Consider the following 18372-nt stretch of genomic DNA (forward strand, 5'->3'; position numbering starts at 1 on the left):
TTCAGCCACACTACATGTATGTACGTAAAAAGTATTAATAATGGAGTGAGTATAGTGACAGACAATAAAGAAAAGAAAACGATAAATACTGAAAAAGTAAATGAAGAATTTGCCGAAGAATTTGTGGTACCAAAAGAAAAAAGCTTTAAAATAAAAACAGAAAAAACACCAAGCATGGATTCGTATGTAGAGCCTTGTGATCAAGGCTGGTGTTAAAAAATGAAAGGAGGCTGTTTACTTAGCCTCCTTTCATTTTTAGAATATAGCTACTGCTATTTATTTTTAAAAAATCAATTATATTTTCTTTTCATTACATGATGAAAGCGATATACTTTTTAAATAAACAAACTTTTGTTATTTATAAGAATTTTCAAGTGAAAGGAGCAGCATATAATGAATGTACATAAGCAAAAAATTGAAGAAGCAGAACAATCAATTGCAGCTGTAGAAAACGAGGTAAGCCAAAATTATTGGAGGCTTCACTATCATTTAACACCACCCGCTTATTGGATGAATGATCCAAATGGTTTTTCATTTTATAAAGGAGAATACCATTTATTTTATCAACATCATCCGTTTTCAGCAGAGTGGGGACCAATGTATTGGGGACATTTTAAAAGCAGCGATTTAGCTGCATGGGAACGACTTCCGATTGCTCTTGCTCCAAGCGAAGACTATGATAAGGATGGATGTTTTTCAGGAAGTGCGATCGAAAAAGACGGCAAGTTATACCTTATGTATACCGGAAACGTTTGGACTGGTAATAATTATGATGAACAATTGAAACAAGTGCAAGCCCTTGCACAAAGTGAAGATGGAGTTACTTTTGAAAAGTTAGCAGATAACCCTGTTATTGCAGAAGCGCCTGCAGGAAATATTCATCCCTTTCATTTTCGTGATCCGAAAGTATGGAAATATCAGGACTTTTATTACACCGTATTAGGTTCGAAAACAAAACAAAATACCGGGCAAGTTCTTTTGTATCGTTCCGCTGATTTATTGAAATGGGAGTTTGTTAATGTAATGGCAAAAGGGGAAGGAAACTTTGGGTTTATGTGGGAATGTCCTGATCTTTTTTTATTAGATGGTCAGGATGTGTTAGTAATGTCACCTCAAGGCGTTAAACCAGAAGGACACCTTTATCATAATCTTCATCAAGCAGGGTATGTTTTAGGAAAGCTTAATTATGAAACAGGAACATACACACATGGCCCGTTTCATTTATTAGATTATGGATTTGACTTTTATGCGCCGCAAACAACAATAGATGACAAGGGCAGAAGAATACTTATTGCATGGATGGATATGTGGGAAAGTGAAATGCCGACTCAAAATCATAACTGGGCAGGAGCCATGACAATTCCTCGTATTGTGACACTTAAAGATAATCAGCTTATCTCTAAACCAGCTCCAGAAATAGAAAAGCTAAGAAAAAATGAAGTTTCCTATCAACATGTAACGATTGAGGGAGAAACATCTTTAGAGGGAATTTCAGGAGATTGTCTTGAACTTGAACTAACAATTCATGCAAAAAATGCTTCACAATTCGGGTTGAAAGTAAGAGTGAGTGAAGAGGATAAACAGGAAACGGTGCTTACTTATCATAAAAAAGAACAGTTGTTTATTTTTGACCGCAGTCAATCGGGAGAAGGTCCTGGCGGAGAAAGAAAAGCAGATGTAAAGCTTAATGATAATGAATTAACGCTTCATATTTTTATTGATAAATCTTCTCTTGAGGTGTTTATAAACGAAGGAGAAAAAGTCATGACAGGACGTATTTATCCAAGTCAAAAAGCAGTCGGTATTACGTTCTTTTCCGATGAATCGATTGACATCATAAATTTTAAAAAATGGCATTTAGAAAAATCAATAAAGTAACGTAGAATAAAATATAAACACAGTAAAAGAGATTGATTCAATGAAGTTCTGATCCTACGCTTTTTGAGTCGGTCTCTTTTTATATAAAAAGAATTTTATATCTACCCATAAAGAGTCTATGGGTGTTAAATTTGTTAATTTTCATAAAATAATGACATCTTTTGTCGAAGCTGTTGAAAGCGATTGCTGAAAACGGCATAATAGAGTTTGTAAGACAAATGGGAGGGATTTACATGAACAAAAAAGGATTAATCATTGAGCCGCAATTTGGTATTCGTCAGCTGTTGAAAGAGCAGTTAAAAAGCAAGGGATATATGACATTCGAGGCAGAGTGTATGTCCGATATTTATCAGACCCTTACAAAACATGAAATCGATTTCATTATTTTAGATATTAACTATCCTGTAACAACAGGATTAGGTTTATTAATGAAAATTAATAACTTTAAACCAGCATTAAAAGTGTTTGTTATGAGTGCAAATGGAGAAAGCAGATTTATCCAAGAAGCGTTTGAATTAGGCGCATCTGCTTATTTTTTAAAGCCTTTTGATATTAATCATGTTTGTAAAGCAATTGAAAGAGAGCTTCAAGAAAATAACGAATTAGAAGATGCACATTTAATGAGTGTTTAACAATAAAATACATAAAAATGTTATTTTAAAAAAGGATTGATTCATATGAATCAGTCCTTTTTTATTGTTTATTTTTTGAAACAAAACATGTTTTGAATCGTATAAACTAATGAAGAATTTGAAAGGAGAGGGAAACCAATGAGCCATAAAGGATGTATAAAATGCGGCAGTACAGAAGCTGCTCAAAAGGAAGTTGCAATGACAGGTAAAGGTCTGTCGAAAATGTTTGATATTCAGCACAACCAATTTCTTGTTGTTTATTGTAAAAAGTGCGGTTATTCGGAGTTTTATAATAAAAATGCTTCAATCGGAGGAAACATTTTAGATTTATTTTTTGGATAACGGCATTAAAAAATCTTTTAGAGGATAGTTTGTCTAATCATAAAACAAACGTCCTCTTTCTTATGAGTTAAGAAGTTTTAATAATGAGAAAAAGGATTGATAAGTAAAATTGATGGTTATTCACCTCTTTTTCCCGCTCATATTTTTAAGCTGTTTTCCAAACAATAGGACAGTAGTATGAAATGAGGGAAGGGAAGCAATAAAGTGGGAAATATAACGACAGAATATAATAAAACAATGCCGGTCACCTCTGTAACAAGTGGTATTGGTCTAGAAGTTACAAAAGATGTTTTTTGTCTACCCGTTCAAATTGTAAACGTTTGTTTTATAGGTAATCCAACTACAAGTAACACATTTGTTCTTATTGATGCAGGTATGCCAAACTCAGCTGAGATAATCATACGTGAAGCAGAAGAACGATTTGGACAAAACTGTCGTGCTGAAGCGATTATTCTAACACATGGTCACTTTGATCACGTCGGGGCTGTACTAGAGCTTACAGAAAAATGGAATACAACAGTTTATGCTCATTCTTTAGAGCTTCCTTATTTAACAGGAAAAGCAGATTATCCACCGGCAGATCCTGAAGCAGACAGCGGTATGATTGCTAAAATGTCACCGATATTTCCAAGACACAGCATCAATTTAAAAAATCATATTAGGGCCCTGCCCGATAATGGAAGGGTACCTGAACTAAAGGATTGGCGCTGGATTCATACACCTGGCCATACGCCGGGTCATATTTCTTTATTTCGGGAAGGTGATCGTTTTTTAATTGCAGGTGATGCTTTCACGACTGTTAAGCAAGAATCACTTTTTAAAGTAGTCACACAACAACCAGAATTAAATGGTCCTCCTGCATATTTTACACCTGACTGGAAGGCGGCCTCTCATTCTGTAAAACAGCTTGCCGAGCTAAATCCGTGGTCTGCTGTAACTGGACATGGGAGACCAATGTCCGGTGAAGAGTTAACAGCTGGTTTACAAACATTAGCAGCCAACTTTGATAAAACGGAGATACCAAAACAAGGACGGTATACCCATTAATGTAAATGGAGGTGAATCTTAATTTTTACTAACAGCTGTATGAGATTTTGGCATTTGACACATCATAAAAAATGTTTCAAATAGGTTTAAATTGACATCTATCTTAGGAGGAGTAAAAATGCAAAATCAAATGATGCAGGGAAATATGAATCAATCTCAAACGATGCCGACTCATATGAATCATGGTGGTCATGAAGTATTTGATTTACATGAGGTATTATCCGGGGTTATTAATGTACTTGATCAATATATGATTTTTAGACAATATGTGAAAGATCAAGAGCTGCTCAATATTTTAGACAGACAATATCAATTTATTCTTGATCAATACAATATAACAGCAGAATGTTTTTCAACAGGAAAAGATCCTTCACATCCAACCCAAAGCTATAAAATGAAGGAAAATAATAATGTTGTATACGGATTAAAACCAACACAACCGAAAAAACCAAATCAATCGATGGCAGATCTAAAAGACCAAGGAATCTCCGGTCATATGCTCGGTTTAATTAAATCAACGGCATCACTTATTGCGATGACATCGCTTGAAGTAACAAATCCTGTTGTGCGCCGTGTGATGGCAGACAGCATTCCAAACTATATTGAAATGGCATATGAAATTTTCTTATATCAAAACAAACATCATTACTATCAAGTGCCGCAGCTATCACCGCAGGATATGCAGCAAATGACATCAAGCTTTATTCCGTCTCCAGGCAAGCCGCAAATGCCTCCAAATAATACAGCAGTACAACCGCTTCAGTAACAAAAAGCTCTTCCGTTGTGAAGAGCTTTTTGTTATCGCTTACTTGTTTTTTATCTTTTTGCCATTTTTAAAAAGTTATTGACACCTCCTTAAAATTTTTGTATCTTGTTCAAGTATGTGGTTTTTATAACAAGGAGGAACAGCATGTCTAGTCATAATACTCAACAAGTTAAAATTACAACGGCAGATCCATCCGCATTAGGGCTTTTTGGTCTTGCCATGGTAACATTAGTTGCCTCATCACAAAAATTAGGATTAACAAGCGGCGTGTCATTTGTTTTACCGTGGGCAATTTTCTTAGGAGGATTTGCACAGTTATTTGCTTGTATCAATGATGCAAAGCATAACAATACATTTGGGACAACAGCGTTTGGCGCATTTGCACTGTTTTGGTTTGGCGTTGGGACATCTTGGTTAATTCAATTAGGAGCTTTTGGAGAAGAACTTGCTGCAAATGTTGATCCAAAACAGCTCGGGTTTGCATTTATCGGCTATTTAATTTTTAGTGTGTTTATGACAATTGGGGCAATGGAAACTCATAAAGTACTATTTACTATTTTTGTACTGATTGATTGTTTATTTATTGGCTTATCGTTAAGTACGTTTGGTATTATTCCTGAAGCAGCCCATATGTTTGCGGCAGTTTCTGAGCTTTTAATTGCTCTTTTCTCATTTTATGGTTCAGCTGCTGTTGTGTTAAATACACATTTTGGAAGATCTTTTTTACCATTAGGAAAGCCGTTTGGTATTTTTATGAAGTAATGGTTATTTTAAAGTGAGGCTGACTCAATAGGGGAACACTAAGCTTTTGAGTTAGCTTTCTTTTTTTATATCAAAATAAATTGGAAAATTAAAAAATATTTGACAATTGAAAGGGATGCATGCTACGATATTTATAAATTAATTCATATATAAGTTTTCGATTCTCATATGTGAATTTTATGTAAAGAGGAAAAGGTATAATAAGTGATAAAGTGGTTTCTCTTTTTTTGTATGCGCTTTCATATTGAAAGGAGGTGAAAAAATGAAGAAGCTATTTAAAGGGATTATCCCTCCTGTTTCAACTATTTTTAATGAAAACGGTCGATTCGATGAAAGAGGTATGGCAAAAATGATTGATTTTCTTATTGAAAGCGGGGTTCACGGCTTATTCTTTTTAGGAAGCGGCGGTGAGTTTACACAGCTTTCTGCAGCAGAAAGAAAAAGAATTGCTGCATTTTCTGTCCAATATGTAAATGGCCGTGTTCCTGTACTCATTGGGACAGGAAGTACAAATACGAGAGAGGTTATTGAGCTTAATGAACATAGTGAGAAAATTGGTGCTGATGGTGTTGTTATTGTAAATCCTTATTATTGGCCGCTTTCAGAAGCTAACTTATTTAAGCATTATGAAGATGCTGCCAACAGTATCAATTTGCCAATCTTACTATATAATTTTCCACAGCTTACAGGACAAGATTTAAGTGCTGACTTTGTTTTAAAATTAGCTGCAAAGCATTCTAATATTGTTGGTATAAAGGAAACAGTTGATACAGCCTCCTATTATCGGGAAATGATTTTAAAAGTAAAAGCCGAATATCCTCACTTTTCTATTTTTACAGGATATGATGATCATCTGCTTAATAATTTATCGCTTGGCGGAGATGGAGCCATTTCAGCAAGCAGTAATTTTATGCCGGAATTAACGATTGGAATTTATGAGGCGTTTCAACAAAAAGATTTTGATAAAGCGCTTAAAATGCACCAGCAGCTGGCATTTCTTCCTTTACTATATAAACTCGATGCGCCGTTTACAAATGTGATTAAAGAAGCAGTGAAACTAAGAGGAATCCCAATCTCAACCTTTGTGCTTCCCCCAGGCAGAGCATTAAGCGAAGAGAAAATGATCGAGTTAAAGAAGCTTTTAGATCAGGCCTCCTTTTCCAAAATCACTCAGTAACCGCTAAAGCGCTAATTTCTTTCTTTAATAGCATTCTATCAATTTTACATTTCAGATTTTACTATATTTGCGTGCAAAGGAGAGAGAAGGTGTGGCTGTTAAATCGGCGGTTCGTGTATTAGAAATTTTTGAGCTGTTAATGAATTATTCAACTGGACTAAGCAGTAAAGAAATTGCTAATAAGCTGTCATTACCGCAGAGCAGTGTGTTTAATCTAGTGATAACACTTCATGAAAAAGGATACCTGCATAAAACAGAAGCAAAAACATACAAATTAGGTCCAAAGCTTATTACACTCGGCGCCTCTGCAATGGATAGCTATGATTTTTATTCTGAAGCTGTGCCGTATTTACGCGAGCTTATGGAAAAGACAGAGGAAACAATATTTATGGCGGTTCTTTCTGAGGAGGAAATCGTCTATGTTTCAAAAGTCGATAATACCCGTTCGATTAGAACGAACGCAGCGATCGGTTCACGAAATCCACTCTATTCAACTGCGCTCGGAAAGTGTATTTTAACATTTTTACCAAACAATGATCGTGAAAGCTTGTTGAAAAATATGAAACTTAAAAAAATAACTACTCAAACTGTACAGTCGAAAGAGCAGTTAATAGGGCAGCTGGATCAATTTTATAAACAAGGCTATTCTATTGATGACGGCGAAAATGAGGTAGGATTGTATGCACTTGCCGCACCTGTCTTTAATATGCAAAATAGAGTGATTGCTGCTGTCAGCGTTGCCGGTCCTAGGGAAAGAATGTTCACTAGAAAAGCTGAAATTAGCGACCATTTATTAAATATTACGAAGAAAATGTCAGAACGTTTAGGAATTAGCGAATAAGTGTTAGCGTCCTCCTGGACATAAAAGGTTTTAATTTAGAAATAGACTTAACTAATTAAAAATTTTTTTTGATAATTGAAAGAAAATTCAAAAATAATATTGACAAGCTGTTCTTTCTTTTTTATCATTGTTGTAGAAAGTCATTTATATAAAACTAAGTTTTATAATATAAAACAAATATCATTTTAAGGAAAAAATGAATCCGTTTACATAGTAATGGAATTTTCTTTTCCTAAAATATAAGAACTTAGTTTTATAATATAAAACAAATAAACAGGGGGGAGTTTTAAAACATGAAAAAAGTTTTTGCGCTTATTAGTACCTTATTGTTAATGACTTCGTTGTTCTTAGTTGGGTGCAGCAGTCAGTCGGAAGTAGGTGGAAGTGAATCTTCTAATGCAAACAGCGGCACTAAAGAAAAAGAACAACTTTTAAAAGTAGCAAACTATTTTGCATCTGATCATCCCCAAAACGTAGCATTAAGAGAAAAGTTTAAGCCAATAGTTGAAGAAAACTCAAATGGTTCATTGAAAGTAGAAATTTATGATAACAGTCAATTAGGAGCCGAGCAGGAATTTTATGATGGTGTGCGAAACGGTACGATTGAAATGGGTATCCCAGGCATGATTATGCAGTCATCAGTTGAAAAACTTGGGGCAACAGAATGGCCGTTTTTATTCAAAGACTATGCACATGCGAAAAAAGTATTAACAGGTCCAATTGGTGATGAGCTGTTAGCCGACCTTGAAGACATTCATGGTGTTCATCCGCTCGCATGGAGTGCAAATGGTTTTAGAATGTTCTCAAGCCGCGATGCGATTGAATCAATGGAAGATTTTAATGGAATGCGTTTAAGAATGCCAAACATTGAACATTACATCGCGCTTGGAAAAGCATTAGGAGCAAATGTAACACCAATGCCATTTTCTGAAATTTTTACAGCACTCGAACAAAAAGTAGTGGATGGACAAGATAATCCGATTGCAACACTTCGAGCATCTGGATGGTATGAAGTACAAAATTATGTGCTCGAGTCACGCCACATGTTTAGTCCGAATTTATACATTATTAACAGCAATGTATGGACCAGCTTATCAGAAGAACAGCAGCAGGTAATTGAAAAATCAGCAAAAGAAGCAGCCGCATATGAGTGGGAATTAATGGAGCAGCAGTATGCAGAAAATAAAACGTTCTTAGAAGAAAACGGCATGACATTTATAACACCAAGTGCAGAATTTTTAAGTGAAATGGAAGAAGCTGTAGCGCCGCTTTATGAAGATTATTATAAAGAATATCCATGGGCAAAAGACATTGTAGAACGCATTAAAGCTGAAGCGAACTAAAAGGTGGGAAGATGATGTTAAAAAAATCTGGAAAGGTTTTCAATCATGTACTGAATATTGGAATCGCTTTCTCTTTGATAGCAATGGCCGTTCTCGTTTTTGGAAATGTCGTTCTCCGTTATGCGTTTAACTCTGGTATTACGTGGTCTGAAGAAATGTCGCGCTTTCTATTTGTGTGGCTCGTCTTTTTAGGAGCAATTGCCGCCTTTAAAGATAATATGCATTTAGGAGTAGACATTGTCACAAATATGCTTCCTGAAAAAGTGAAAAAGATTGCTTTTGTCATCAGCAACCTGCTTGTTTTGTATGTATTGTGGCTTCTTTTAGAAGGAAGCTGGAAAATGACGTTATTGAACATGTCCAGTCTTGCACCGGCGACAAAAATTCCGCTTGGGTTTGTTTACGGAATTGGGATTGTTGCAAGTATTGGGATGGGGGCCATTGCGATTATCAATTTTTACAAAGCATTTCGCGGTAAAAATAAATCAGGTCAATTTTCACTAGTACCTGATCATGCAGGTGAAGCCGTAAATGAAGCCGCTAATACTCATAAAGCTCAAAATGTATAGCAGGGAGGGGAAAAGATGGCATTAGGCGTATTTTTAGGATCATTATTCGGGGCGCTTGCGCTTGGCGTCCCGATTGCATTCGCACTTATTGTAAGCGGTATTGCTTTAATGGTGATGATGGGTTCATTTGACAGCCAAATTATAGCGCAAAATTTAATTAATGGGGCTAACAACTTTGCATTAATGGCAATTCCATTTTTTATCTTAGCTGGTGAACTAATGAATGCCGGTGGAATTTCAAAACGAGTGGTTAGTTTTGCAATGTCACTGGTTGGACATATTCGCGGCGGCTTAGGATATGTGGCAATCATTGCCGGCGTATTGTTTGCAGGGTTATCTGGTTCTGCAGTAGCAGATACAGCAGCACTTGGGGCCATTTTAATTCCAATGATGGTAAGCCGGGGCTATGATAAAGGACGTTCAACCGGAATTATCGCTGCAGCCGGAATTATCGCCCCTGTTATTCCGCCAAGTATTCCAATGATTATCTTTGGAGTTGTTAGCGGCGTTTCAATTACAAAGCTGTTTATGGGCGGCATTGTTCCAGGAATTTTAATGGCAGTTGGACTGCTGGTTGTTTGGTCATTTATTGCTCGAAATGATACCAGTGAACTCCCAAAACGTAAAACATTAAAAGAAGTTTGGCAGGCGACAAAACAAACGAGTTGGGCCTTAATGCTTCCAGTCATTATTATAGGAGGAATACGCGGTGGTATTTTTACACCAACTGAAGCTTCAGTCGTTGCCGTTTTCTATGCATTGTTTGTTGGAATTGTTATCTACCGTGAATTAAAAATCGGTCAATTGCATGAAGTGTTAGTTACATCTGCAAAAACAACGAGTGTCGTCATGTTTGTTGCAGCAGCAGCAATGGTTTCTGCTTGGCTGATTACAGTTGCCCAAGTACCAAGAGATATGGCAAATATGCTTGGACCGCTTATTGATCAACCAACAATGCTGATGTTACTAATTACATTGTTAATTCTAGCAATTGGGCTTGTAATGGATTTAACGCCAGCAATTTTAATTTTTACTCCTGTATTAATTCCAGTTGTTGAAATGGCGGGCATTGATCCTGTGTATTTTGGGATTGTGATGATTATTAACTTATGTATCGGCTTAATTACACCTCCTGTTGGAACTGTCCTATATGTTGGATGCGGAATTAGTAAAATCGGTATTTTGGAATTAACTCGAGGCATTTGGCCGTTTTTACTTGTTCATATTATTATTCTTGTTTTACTCGTCTTGTTCCCAGTGCTTGTAACCGTTCCATTAGGTTGGTTTACATAAAAAGCGGTATTTAAACGAGAAAGGAAGAGAGAAATGAAAACGTTTAAAGTTGTAGTAACCGATTGGGAGTTTGAAAACTTACAGTATGAAGAAGCTGTTTTACAAGATAAAAGAATTGAACTTGTGAAAGCACAGTGCCGGACGGAAGAGGAAATGATTAAAGTTTGCCGAGATGCGGATGCATTAATTAATCAATATGCCCCGATTAGTAAAAAAGTAATTGACGCCCTTGAAAATTGTAAGGTGATTACTCGCTATGGAGTCGGAGTGAATACGATTGATTTAGAGGCAGCAGCTTATAAAGGAATTTGTGTCGCAAACGTTCCTGATTATTGTATGGATGAGGTAGCCGATCACGCTTTAGCGCTATTACTAAGTTGGACAAGAAAAGTAACGCTTGCCAATGCTTATATTAAAGAAGACAAATGGGATTTTAAAGTAACAAGACCAATATACAGATTGCGAGGCAGAACACTGGGACTTGTTGGATTCGGTAAAATTCCACAATCACTAGCAGAAAAAGTAAAGCCGCTTGGACTTGAAGTGATTGCTTACGATCCATATTGTCCAAAAGAAACAGCGGATGAGTTTGGTGTCTTACTTGTCTCACTTGAAGCACTTTGTGAACAGGCAGATATTATTTCTGTACATACTCCGCTTACTGAAGGAACAAAAGGGATGATTAGTAAAGCGCAGTTTGATGTGATGAAAGAAGAAGCATTAATCATTAATACATCAAGGGGACCTGTCATTGATGAAGAAGCGCTAATCGAAGCCCTCCAAAATAAGAAAATTGCAGGTGCTGCTCTTGATGTTGTAGAAGAAGAGCCAATTAGAAGCGATCATCCATTTTTAGAAATGGAAAATGTGATTTTAACTCCGCACGCTGCTTGGTATTCAGAAGAAGCTGAAAAAGAAATGCGGTCAAAAGCGGCAATGGGGGTTGCGGATGTGCTCCTTCATCAGCAGTATCCAAAATATTTAGTGAACAAAGAAGTAAAAGAAACAACTCGTCTTAATGAAAGTTTAGATCAAGAGCGTTATGCTCTTTTAACCAAATAAAACATACAACACAGGGGGAAAGTTGATGAAAAATTTGTTTAAAAAACTTGTTGTTAGTGTAACGCTTCCTAGTTTGCTTTTGTTAGGCGCCTGCAGCGGTTCATCAGAAAGTACAGGTTCTGAAACTTCAGGGGGAGATAACACCGCAGCTGAAAGTGGAATTCAAGAACGTGTGATTCGTGCTGGAATTGGCTTGAATGAAGATCACCCAGAAGGACAAGGTCTTCTTAAGTTCAAAGAAATTGTTGAAGAAAAAACAGATGGCAAAATTAAAGTGGAACCATATTTTTCTGCTCAACTAGGTGACGACATGCAGATGACAGAAGCCTTAAAAGCAGGTACACAAGAAGTAACGATTCCATCCACATCACCGCTTGTTGGAATGGTAAAAGAGTTTGGTATTTTTGACTTCCCATTTATTTTTAATAACGGTGAAGAAGCAGACGCAGTTCTTGATGGTGCTGTAGGACAAAAAGTTCTTGAAAAACTTCCTGAACACAATTTAGTTGGTTTAGCTTACTGGGAAAATGGCTTCCGTAATTTAACGAACAGTAAGCACCCTGTTAAGACAGCAGCTGATTTTAAAGGGCTAAAAATTCGGACGATGCAAAATGAAGTTCATTTAGATGCCTTTAAAGCACTTGGAGCAAATCCAACACCGATGGCTTTTTCAGAAGTATTTACCGCTCTTGAAAGCAAAACAGTTGATGGACAGGAAAATCCGTTTCCAACAATTGAATCCAATAAATTTAACGAAGTGCAGGATTATTTAAGTCAAACGAATCACGTGTATACACCATTCGTCTTTTTAATGAGTAAAAAGTTCTGGGATGATCTTTCAGAAGAGGAAAAAACGATCGTAAAAGATGCAGCGGTTGAAGCAGGAAAATACCAGCGCCAAGTAAACCGTGAAGCTAATGAAAAATCTCTTCAAAATTTAAAAGACGCTGGCATGAACGTCAATGAATTATCGGATAAAGATAAAAAGGAAATTCAAGAAATTATTCAACCAGTCATCGATCAATATGCAGGTAAATTTGGCAAAGATTTAGTTGATGAAATGAACAACCAGTTAGAAGAAATTCGCGGCAACTAATCAATAAAGGAGCGAGCATCAATGGATATAATAAACGAACTGCTGCAAAATATTGCAATACCAAAAATGGTGAAGGTAAAGCAGAAGTTTGATGCTCCGGAAGTTTCTGATGTTCCAAATGCTGTTCATGAAGGGATACAAAAGGCGGATGTATTAAAAAGAATAGAAAAAGGTGACCGTGTCGCGATTGCTGTTGGCAGTCGCGGGGTCGCTGATATTCCGATTCTTACACGCGAAGTAGTGAATGCCGTCAAGTCTGTTGGCGGTGATCCCTTTATTGTGCCGGCAATGGGCAGTCATGGCGGAGCGACAGCAGAAGGACAAAAAAGCGTTCTGGAGCATTTAGGAGTAACGGAAGAAGTAATCGGGGCAGCGATTTGTTCAAGCATGGAAGTAGTGAAAGTAGGTGAACTGCCAAACGGTTTACCTGTTTATATTGACGAAGAAGCATACAAAGCTGACAAAATTATTGTTATTAACCGTATCAAACCGCATACAGCTTTTCGCGGAAAAGTAGAAAGCGGTTTAGTAAAAATGATTACGATTGGTCTTGGAAAACAAAAAGGGGCAGATGCCGCACACTCTTACGGATTTAAATATATGGCAGAACATGTACCGAAAATGGCAAACATTATGCTTCAGAAAGCACCGATTATTTTTGGTTTAGCAACAATTGAAAATGCTTATGACCGGCCCGTAAAAATTGTGGCAGTCCCGGCAGAAAATCTTCTTGAAGAAGAACCGGGTTTACTTATTGAAGCAAAAAGGCTGATGCCGCGCATTTTATTTAATCCGCTTGATGTGCTTGTTATAGAGGAGCTTGGAAAGGATATTTCTGGAGACGGAATGGATCCTAATATTTCTGGAAGGTTTGCGACTTCATACGCAAGCGGGGGAGCTGATGCAGCAAGAGTTGTTGTGCTAAATTTAACAGAAAAAACACATGGAAACGCGAATGGAATTGGTCTTGCCGATATAACAACAAAGCGAGTATTTGATGAAATTGCATTTGAAAAAGGCTATGCCAATGCGTTAACAAGTACGGTTGTGAATACGGTGAAAATTCCGATGTTCCTTGAAACAGATGAATTAGCAATTAAAGCAGCAATAAAAACGTGCAATGCATTTGACTTACAGAAAGTTCGGGTGGTTCGTATTCCGAATACGCTTGAACTTGGTGAAATTTGGATTTCTGAAAGCTTGCTTTCTGAAGCAGAGCAGCGAGATGATATTGAAATATTATCAGAGCCGATTGATTTAATAAATGGAGTGTCTGTTAAATAATGATCCTTTTACTAATAAATCCGTTAAGTATCGGAATTGTATTAATTACATCTGGTTTATCAACCGTTATGGCAGGTCCGTAAAATATTACGGTTTCGCTTACTGGCAATCTATTAAATCTTAATCCGCATCAAGTATTAAGGAACAATATAGGCTTTGCTTTTTTATTCAGCGGTGTTGGTACACTATTAGCAGTATTGTTATTATCAAAAGTATAAAAATAGGGTGGGAAGAAAATGGGTGTAACGTATCCAAACATATCAAATGCAATCAATCCATATCGAGATAACGTACAAGGAAAAGCGAATGAACCAATCACAGTAGCAGGCCTTTTAGATCGGGCGAAACAAATTGCTGGTTCTGCTTTTCAAGGAACACCAGACTGGACATTAGAAGAAATTTATAACCGACTTGAAGAGAATGCACCAAGAATTGCCATTATCGGCGGGTCTCCTGATCATCCTGCACATATTATGGATTTTCAAACATCCGCTTATGCGGCATTACGAATTTGGGAAAACGGTGGTGTACCATTTTATTTTTCTACACCTGTTATGTGTGACGGAACAGCACAAAGCAATCAAGGAATGAGCTATTCTTTGCAAAGCCGTAATGCGGTCGCGCAAATGGTTGTGAATCAGCTGGAATCTCACAGCTATCACGGTGCTTTTGTTATTCAAGGATGCGACAAGCAGCCGCTTGGTGTTGTAAGTGCGGTTGCTCATGTGGATCGCGTTCGGCAAATTCGCGGTGAAGCACCATTTTTTGCAACGTTCGCTCCGGCACATGTGCTGCAGGGCGGTACCATTCCGACTGATTTGTATGCAGAACTTGAAGAACTTGCCGAAAAAGCAGATGCTCAAGGAGAAAAAGACATCGCATATGATTTACGCGAAGCGATGGCTTATATTCTCCAATGTACATCAAATACAGCTTTTCAAGGTGTGTTAGAACGGGCTGTTGAACGAGGAATTCTTTCAAAGAAGCAGCATAAAAACTATGAAAAACGTTTAGCGGTTGCGACTTGTGACGGTCAAGGCGGTGTGTGCGCGTTTAACGGTACAGGAAACAGCTCACGACATCTTGTCGCAGGGATGGGACTTGTACACCCGGCATTAGAGCTATTAACAGCTCCGCCTAGTAAAAATCAAGTTAATAAAGCACTCGATAGTTTAACAGGCATGATTAATGATCCGAATTTCGGTGCTGCAAATATTGTGGCTGCAAACATTCGTAATGCGATTCGCATTCACAGCGCTTCAGGAGGATCAACTAACTTAATGATGCACATTGTTGCCGGAATGCTTTACGGCGGCTATAAGTTTAGTTTATGGGATTTAGATGAGATTCATCATGAACACCCAATTCCTGATCTATTTAATTATAGTTTAACGGAAGGCCGCGATATTTTTGCACTTGCGATGCAGTGCTGTGCGGGCGACAGCAGGGGAATGGAAACATTGTTTTATGAGCTGTTGGAAAATGGCGTGCCAATGGACATTGATGCACCGACTGTTACAGGAGAATCATGGCGCACGCGTTTGAACAAGAAAAAAGGACTGCCAGCTGATGCGGTTCAAGATAATCAAATTATCGTCTCAACCCCTCGTCGTCCGTTCAGTGGAGTCGATGTGTTAACTGGAAACTTCTTTGAAAGCGCAGTTGTGAAAATTAGCGGGATGGCAACTCCGCAGCTTGACAGCTTTGATAAAAAAGCGGCATTTGTCCTTTATTTTGAAAATGAAGAAGACGCAAATCATAGCTTATTAGATTCCTCTTTACTAGAAAATATTAAACGGAAAGAGCTTTTCCATTATGACAGCTTGTTAAGTGCTCTAAAGTATAATGCTCCTGAACATTATGAACAATTAAAAACAGCAGACTATGAAACATTATTCCATGAAATGGTTGAAAGAGAAGTATTAAAAATTGCGGTCGTTATTTCAGGTCAGGGTCCGAGCGCCTTTGGCATGCCGGAAATGTTTACACCGATGCAGCACATTAATACAAACCGAAACTTGAAAAGAGTAGCAACATTAATTAGTGATGGCCGTTATTCCGGTGCTACATATGGCGCTGCTATTGGACATATGACGCCTGAAGCAGGAGATAAAGGCGGCATTCTTTATTTAAAAACAGGAGATGTTCTCTACATCGGTCTTCGTGAACGTAAAATTGAATTTCTTAATGAAAAAGCATTTCGAAATGGTGAAATGGTTCCTGATTTTGAAGGAATTCCAAAGGAAAGAAAAGCACTTGGGGAAAAAAGACTGCAATCTTTACAAATACGCCGTCGAAATGTAGCATCAAGCAATCGCATTTATGGACATACAGATGCTGCAAATGGTGTTGTACCCCTGCCAATTTATGAAGAAGCGGTTCTTGATTATAAATCAGCCGTAATGATTTCTGAAGATTTACAAATCAAAAAATAAAGAAGGGCTGTGAAAAGATGAAAGAAACACGACAAATAATTGAATTACTAGGCTTTCCAAGTGGTGACTGCAATGAGCTGCCTAATTCCACAAAAACGTTTCCGGACGGTGCTCAATATCGCGTCGAAATTCCAAGCGTTGAAGGACCACGTTCTTTTGAAGCCGTACTGGAAGCTTGTGAGCAGTACGATGTAAACATTCATCGCATTTCTCAAGGCAGCGGGATTATGCTTCTTACAGATGAAGAACTGCAGGAAATGGCTGATATTGGCCGCCGTGAAAATTTAGAAGTCAGTTTGTTTGTCGGTCCTAGAGGAAGCTGGGATATTACGCCAATGCCGTTTGCGAGTGCTGGGAAAATTGCCGGACTGCGTGTGCAGGGAATGGATCAGCTTGTGTATTCGATTGAAGATATTAAACGCGCTTGCAGTTATGGAATTCGCAGTATTTTAGTCGCTGATGAAGGTCTTTTATGGCTTGTGAATGAATTTAAGAAAAAAGGTGAGCTTCCAAGTGATTTAGTTGTAAAAATATCTGTCCAAATGGGGCAATCGAATCCCGTTTCAATTAAATTAATGGAAAACATCGGGGCAGGAACCTTTAACGTTCCAACAGATTTAACATTAGCTCGTCTTTCGGCAATTCGTCAAGCGGTTAATATTCCAATTGACATTTATATCGAAGTGCCTGATGATGTCGGCGGCTTTATCCGACATTATGATATTCCAGAAATTATTCGTGTTGCAGCACCTGTTTATATTAAATTTGGCTTACGAAATGCGCCGAATATTTATCCATCAGGAACTCATTTGGAGGATACATCCATCGCTCTTTCTAAGGAACGTGTTCGCAGAGCAAAAATTGGACTTGAGATGATTAAACGCTATGCACCGAAATTGAAAGCTTCTCTAAAAGGTGCAGAAGGATTGGCAGTGCCGAGACAGGGTGAACGTACTTTTTCTTAATCTAATAAAGTCGGCATGCTTTCGGTAAAAACTTTCAGAAGTATTATAAAAAATGATATGATAAATAAAAGAGAAAAAAGCAGATAAAGGACTGAAAAGGATGCCAATAATTCAATCAGTTGAACGAGCACTTCGGATTTTAGACTTGTTTGACGAACATACAACTGAATTAAAAATTACCGAAATCAGCAGCCGAATGGCATTAAATAAAAGTACGGTTCATTCGCTGTTAAAAACATTACAAATGCATGGCTATATTGATCAAGATACAGAAACAGGTAAATACAAACTCGGAATGAAATTATTTGAAAGAGGAAATGTTGTGATTCACAGCTTGGATCTTCGTTCGATAGCACGCAAACATTTAGTGAACCTTTCAAATGAAACAGGACATACGCTTCATCTTGTTGTTTTAAGCGGTAAAGAGGGTGTATATATTGATAAAGTAGAAGGGATATCGGCAACAATTGTATACTCACGAATTGGAAGAAGAATTCCCCTTCACTCGAGCGGCGTTGGTAAAGCACTTATTGCCTATAAAAGAGAACATGAGCTGCATGATATTTTAAAAGGCTACGAATACATTCAGCAAACTGAAAAAACAATTACAAATGAAGAAGATTTTCGTAAAGAACTTGCAAACGTTCGAAACAATGGCTTTGCCGTTGATAATGAAGAAAATGAACCTGGTGTTTGCTGTGTTGCTGTCCCTATTTATGATCACTTAGGAGAAGTGGCTGCAGCAATCAGCTTATCAATGCCAACACCGCGAGCAACCGAAGAAGAGCGAAGTGAAGTAATTACTCGTTTAAAAGAAGCGGCAATGAAGATTTCAAATGAATTAGGTTATAACAAAGTTGCCTTATAAATGTTTTTTTTG

General features: G+C 37.5%; 18 protein-coding genes. All 18 read left to right on the forward strand.

The features are described 5' to 3' along the window. The first annotated feature begins 54 nt into the window (after window positions 1-54). The 18 genes from DS031_RS02775 to DS031_RS02860 all read left to right on the forward strand — a co-directional run bounded on the left by DS031_RS02775 (window position 55) and on the right by DS031_RS02860 (window position 18360). Window positions 55-216: a DUF2553 family protein gene (locus tag DS031_RS02775; protein ID WP_181832984.1), complete on the forward strand. Its 162-nt coding sequence runs from the start codon at window positions 55-57 to the stop codon at window positions 214-216. A 177-nt stretch (window positions 217-393) separates the two neighbouring features. Further along, a complete protein-coding gene (locus DS031_RS02780) occupies window positions 394-1878 on the forward strand; it encodes a glycoside hydrolase family 32 protein (RefSeq protein WP_113804414.1) in 1485 nt (494 codons plus the stop codon). 233 nt (window positions 1879-2111) lie between these two features. Beyond that, window positions 2112-2510: a response regulator gene (locus DS031_RS02785; protein WP_181832985.1), complete on the forward strand. Its 399-nt coding sequence runs from the start codon at window positions 2112-2114 to the stop codon at window positions 2508-2510. Between the two features lie 138 nt (window positions 2511-2648). Then, a complete protein-coding gene (locus DS031_RS02790) occupies window positions 2649-2852 on the forward strand; it encodes a zinc ribbon domain-containing protein (RefSeq protein ID WP_113804416.1) in 204 nt (67 codons plus the stop codon). Window positions 2853-3089: 237 nt separating this feature from the next. Further along, window positions 3090-3899, forward strand: a complete 810-nt coding sequence (locus tag DS031_RS02795; protein ID WP_113804642.1) for an MBL fold metallo-hydrolase — start codon at window positions 3090-3092, stop codon at window positions 3897-3899. Window positions 3900-4017: 118 nt separating this feature from the next. Further along, window positions 4018-4665: a spore coat protein gene (locus DS031_RS02800; RefSeq protein ID WP_113804417.1), complete on the forward strand. Its 648-nt coding sequence runs from the start codon at window positions 4018-4020 to the stop codon at window positions 4663-4665. Between the two features lie 144 nt (window positions 4666-4809). Continuing rightward, window positions 4810-5427, forward strand: a complete 618-nt coding sequence (locus DS031_RS02805; protein WP_113804418.1) for an acetate uptake transporter — start codon at window positions 4810-4812, stop codon at window positions 5425-5427. Between the two features lie 262 nt (window positions 5428-5689). Then, window positions 5690-6604, forward strand: a complete 915-nt coding sequence (locus DS031_RS02810) for a dihydrodipicolinate synthase family protein (RefSeq protein ID WP_113804419.1) — start codon at window positions 5690-5692, stop codon at window positions 6602-6604. A 91-nt stretch (window positions 6605-6695) separates the two neighbouring features. After that, on the forward strand, window positions 6696-7445 hold the full coding sequence (locus DS031_RS02815) for an IclR family transcriptional regulator (RefSeq protein WP_113804420.1): 750 nt from the start codon (window positions 6696-6698) through the stop codon (window positions 7443-7445). 293 nt (window positions 7446-7738) lie between these two features. Then, window positions 7739-8788 carry a TRAP transporter substrate-binding protein gene (locus tag DS031_RS02820; protein ID WP_113804421.1) on the forward strand — a complete coding sequence of 350 codons (1050 nt, stop codon included), beginning with the start codon at window positions 7739-7741 and terminating at the stop codon, window positions 8786-8788. Between the two features lie 14 nt (window positions 8789-8802). Then, on the forward strand, window positions 8803-9357 hold the full coding sequence (locus DS031_RS02825) for a TRAP transporter small permease (protein ID WP_113804422.1): 555 nt from the start codon (window positions 8803-8805) through the stop codon (window positions 9355-9357). Between the two features lie 15 nt (window positions 9358-9372). Next, the gene (locus tag DS031_RS02830) at window positions 9373-10650 is read left to right on the forward strand and encodes a TRAP transporter large permease (RefSeq protein ID WP_113804423.1); all 1278 of its coding nucleotides are present in this window, start codon (window positions 9373-9375) and stop codon (window positions 10648-10650) included. Window positions 10651-10683: 33 nt separating this feature from the next. Further along, window positions 10684-11712, forward strand: coding sequence for a C-terminal binding protein (locus DS031_RS02835; RefSeq protein WP_113804424.1), 1029 nt, complete (start codon window positions 10684-10686; stop codon window positions 11710-11712). A 25-nt stretch (window positions 11713-11737) separates the two neighbouring features. After that, a complete protein-coding gene (locus tag DS031_RS02840) occupies window positions 11738-12808 on the forward strand; it encodes a TRAP transporter substrate-binding protein (RefSeq protein WP_113804425.1) in 1071 nt (356 codons plus the stop codon). Window positions 12809-12829: 21 nt separating this feature from the next. Further along, window positions 12830-14092 (forward strand): nickel pincer cofactor-dependent isomerase, group 22, encoded by a 1263-nt coding sequence (locus tag DS031_RS02845; RefSeq protein WP_113804426.1) that lies wholly within the window; start codon window positions 12830-12832, stop codon window positions 14090-14092. A 236-nt stretch (window positions 14093-14328) separates the two neighbouring features. After that, complete coding sequence (locus DS031_RS02850; RefSeq protein WP_113804427.1) at window positions 14329-16527, forward strand: dihydroxy-acid dehydratase domain-containing protein; 2199 nt, start codon at window positions 14329-14331, stop codon at window positions 16525-16527. Window positions 16528-16544: 17 nt separating this feature from the next. After that, window positions 16545-17492 carry a U32 family peptidase gene (locus DS031_RS02855; RefSeq protein WP_113804428.1) on the forward strand — a complete coding sequence of 316 codons (948 nt, stop codon included), beginning with the start codon at window positions 16545-16547 and terminating at the stop codon, window positions 17490-17492. Window positions 17493-17592: 100 nt separating this feature from the next. Beyond that, window positions 17593-18360, forward strand: coding sequence for an IclR family transcriptional regulator (locus DS031_RS02860; protein ID WP_113804429.1), 768 nt, complete (start codon window positions 17593-17595; stop codon window positions 18358-18360). The last annotated feature ends 12 nt before the right edge of the window (window positions 18361-18372 follow it).

It is taken from the genome of Bacillus taeanensis (assembly GCF_003318295.1).
Lineage (GTDB): Bacteria > Bacillota > Bacilli > Bacillales > UBA6769 > Maribacillus > Maribacillus taeanensis.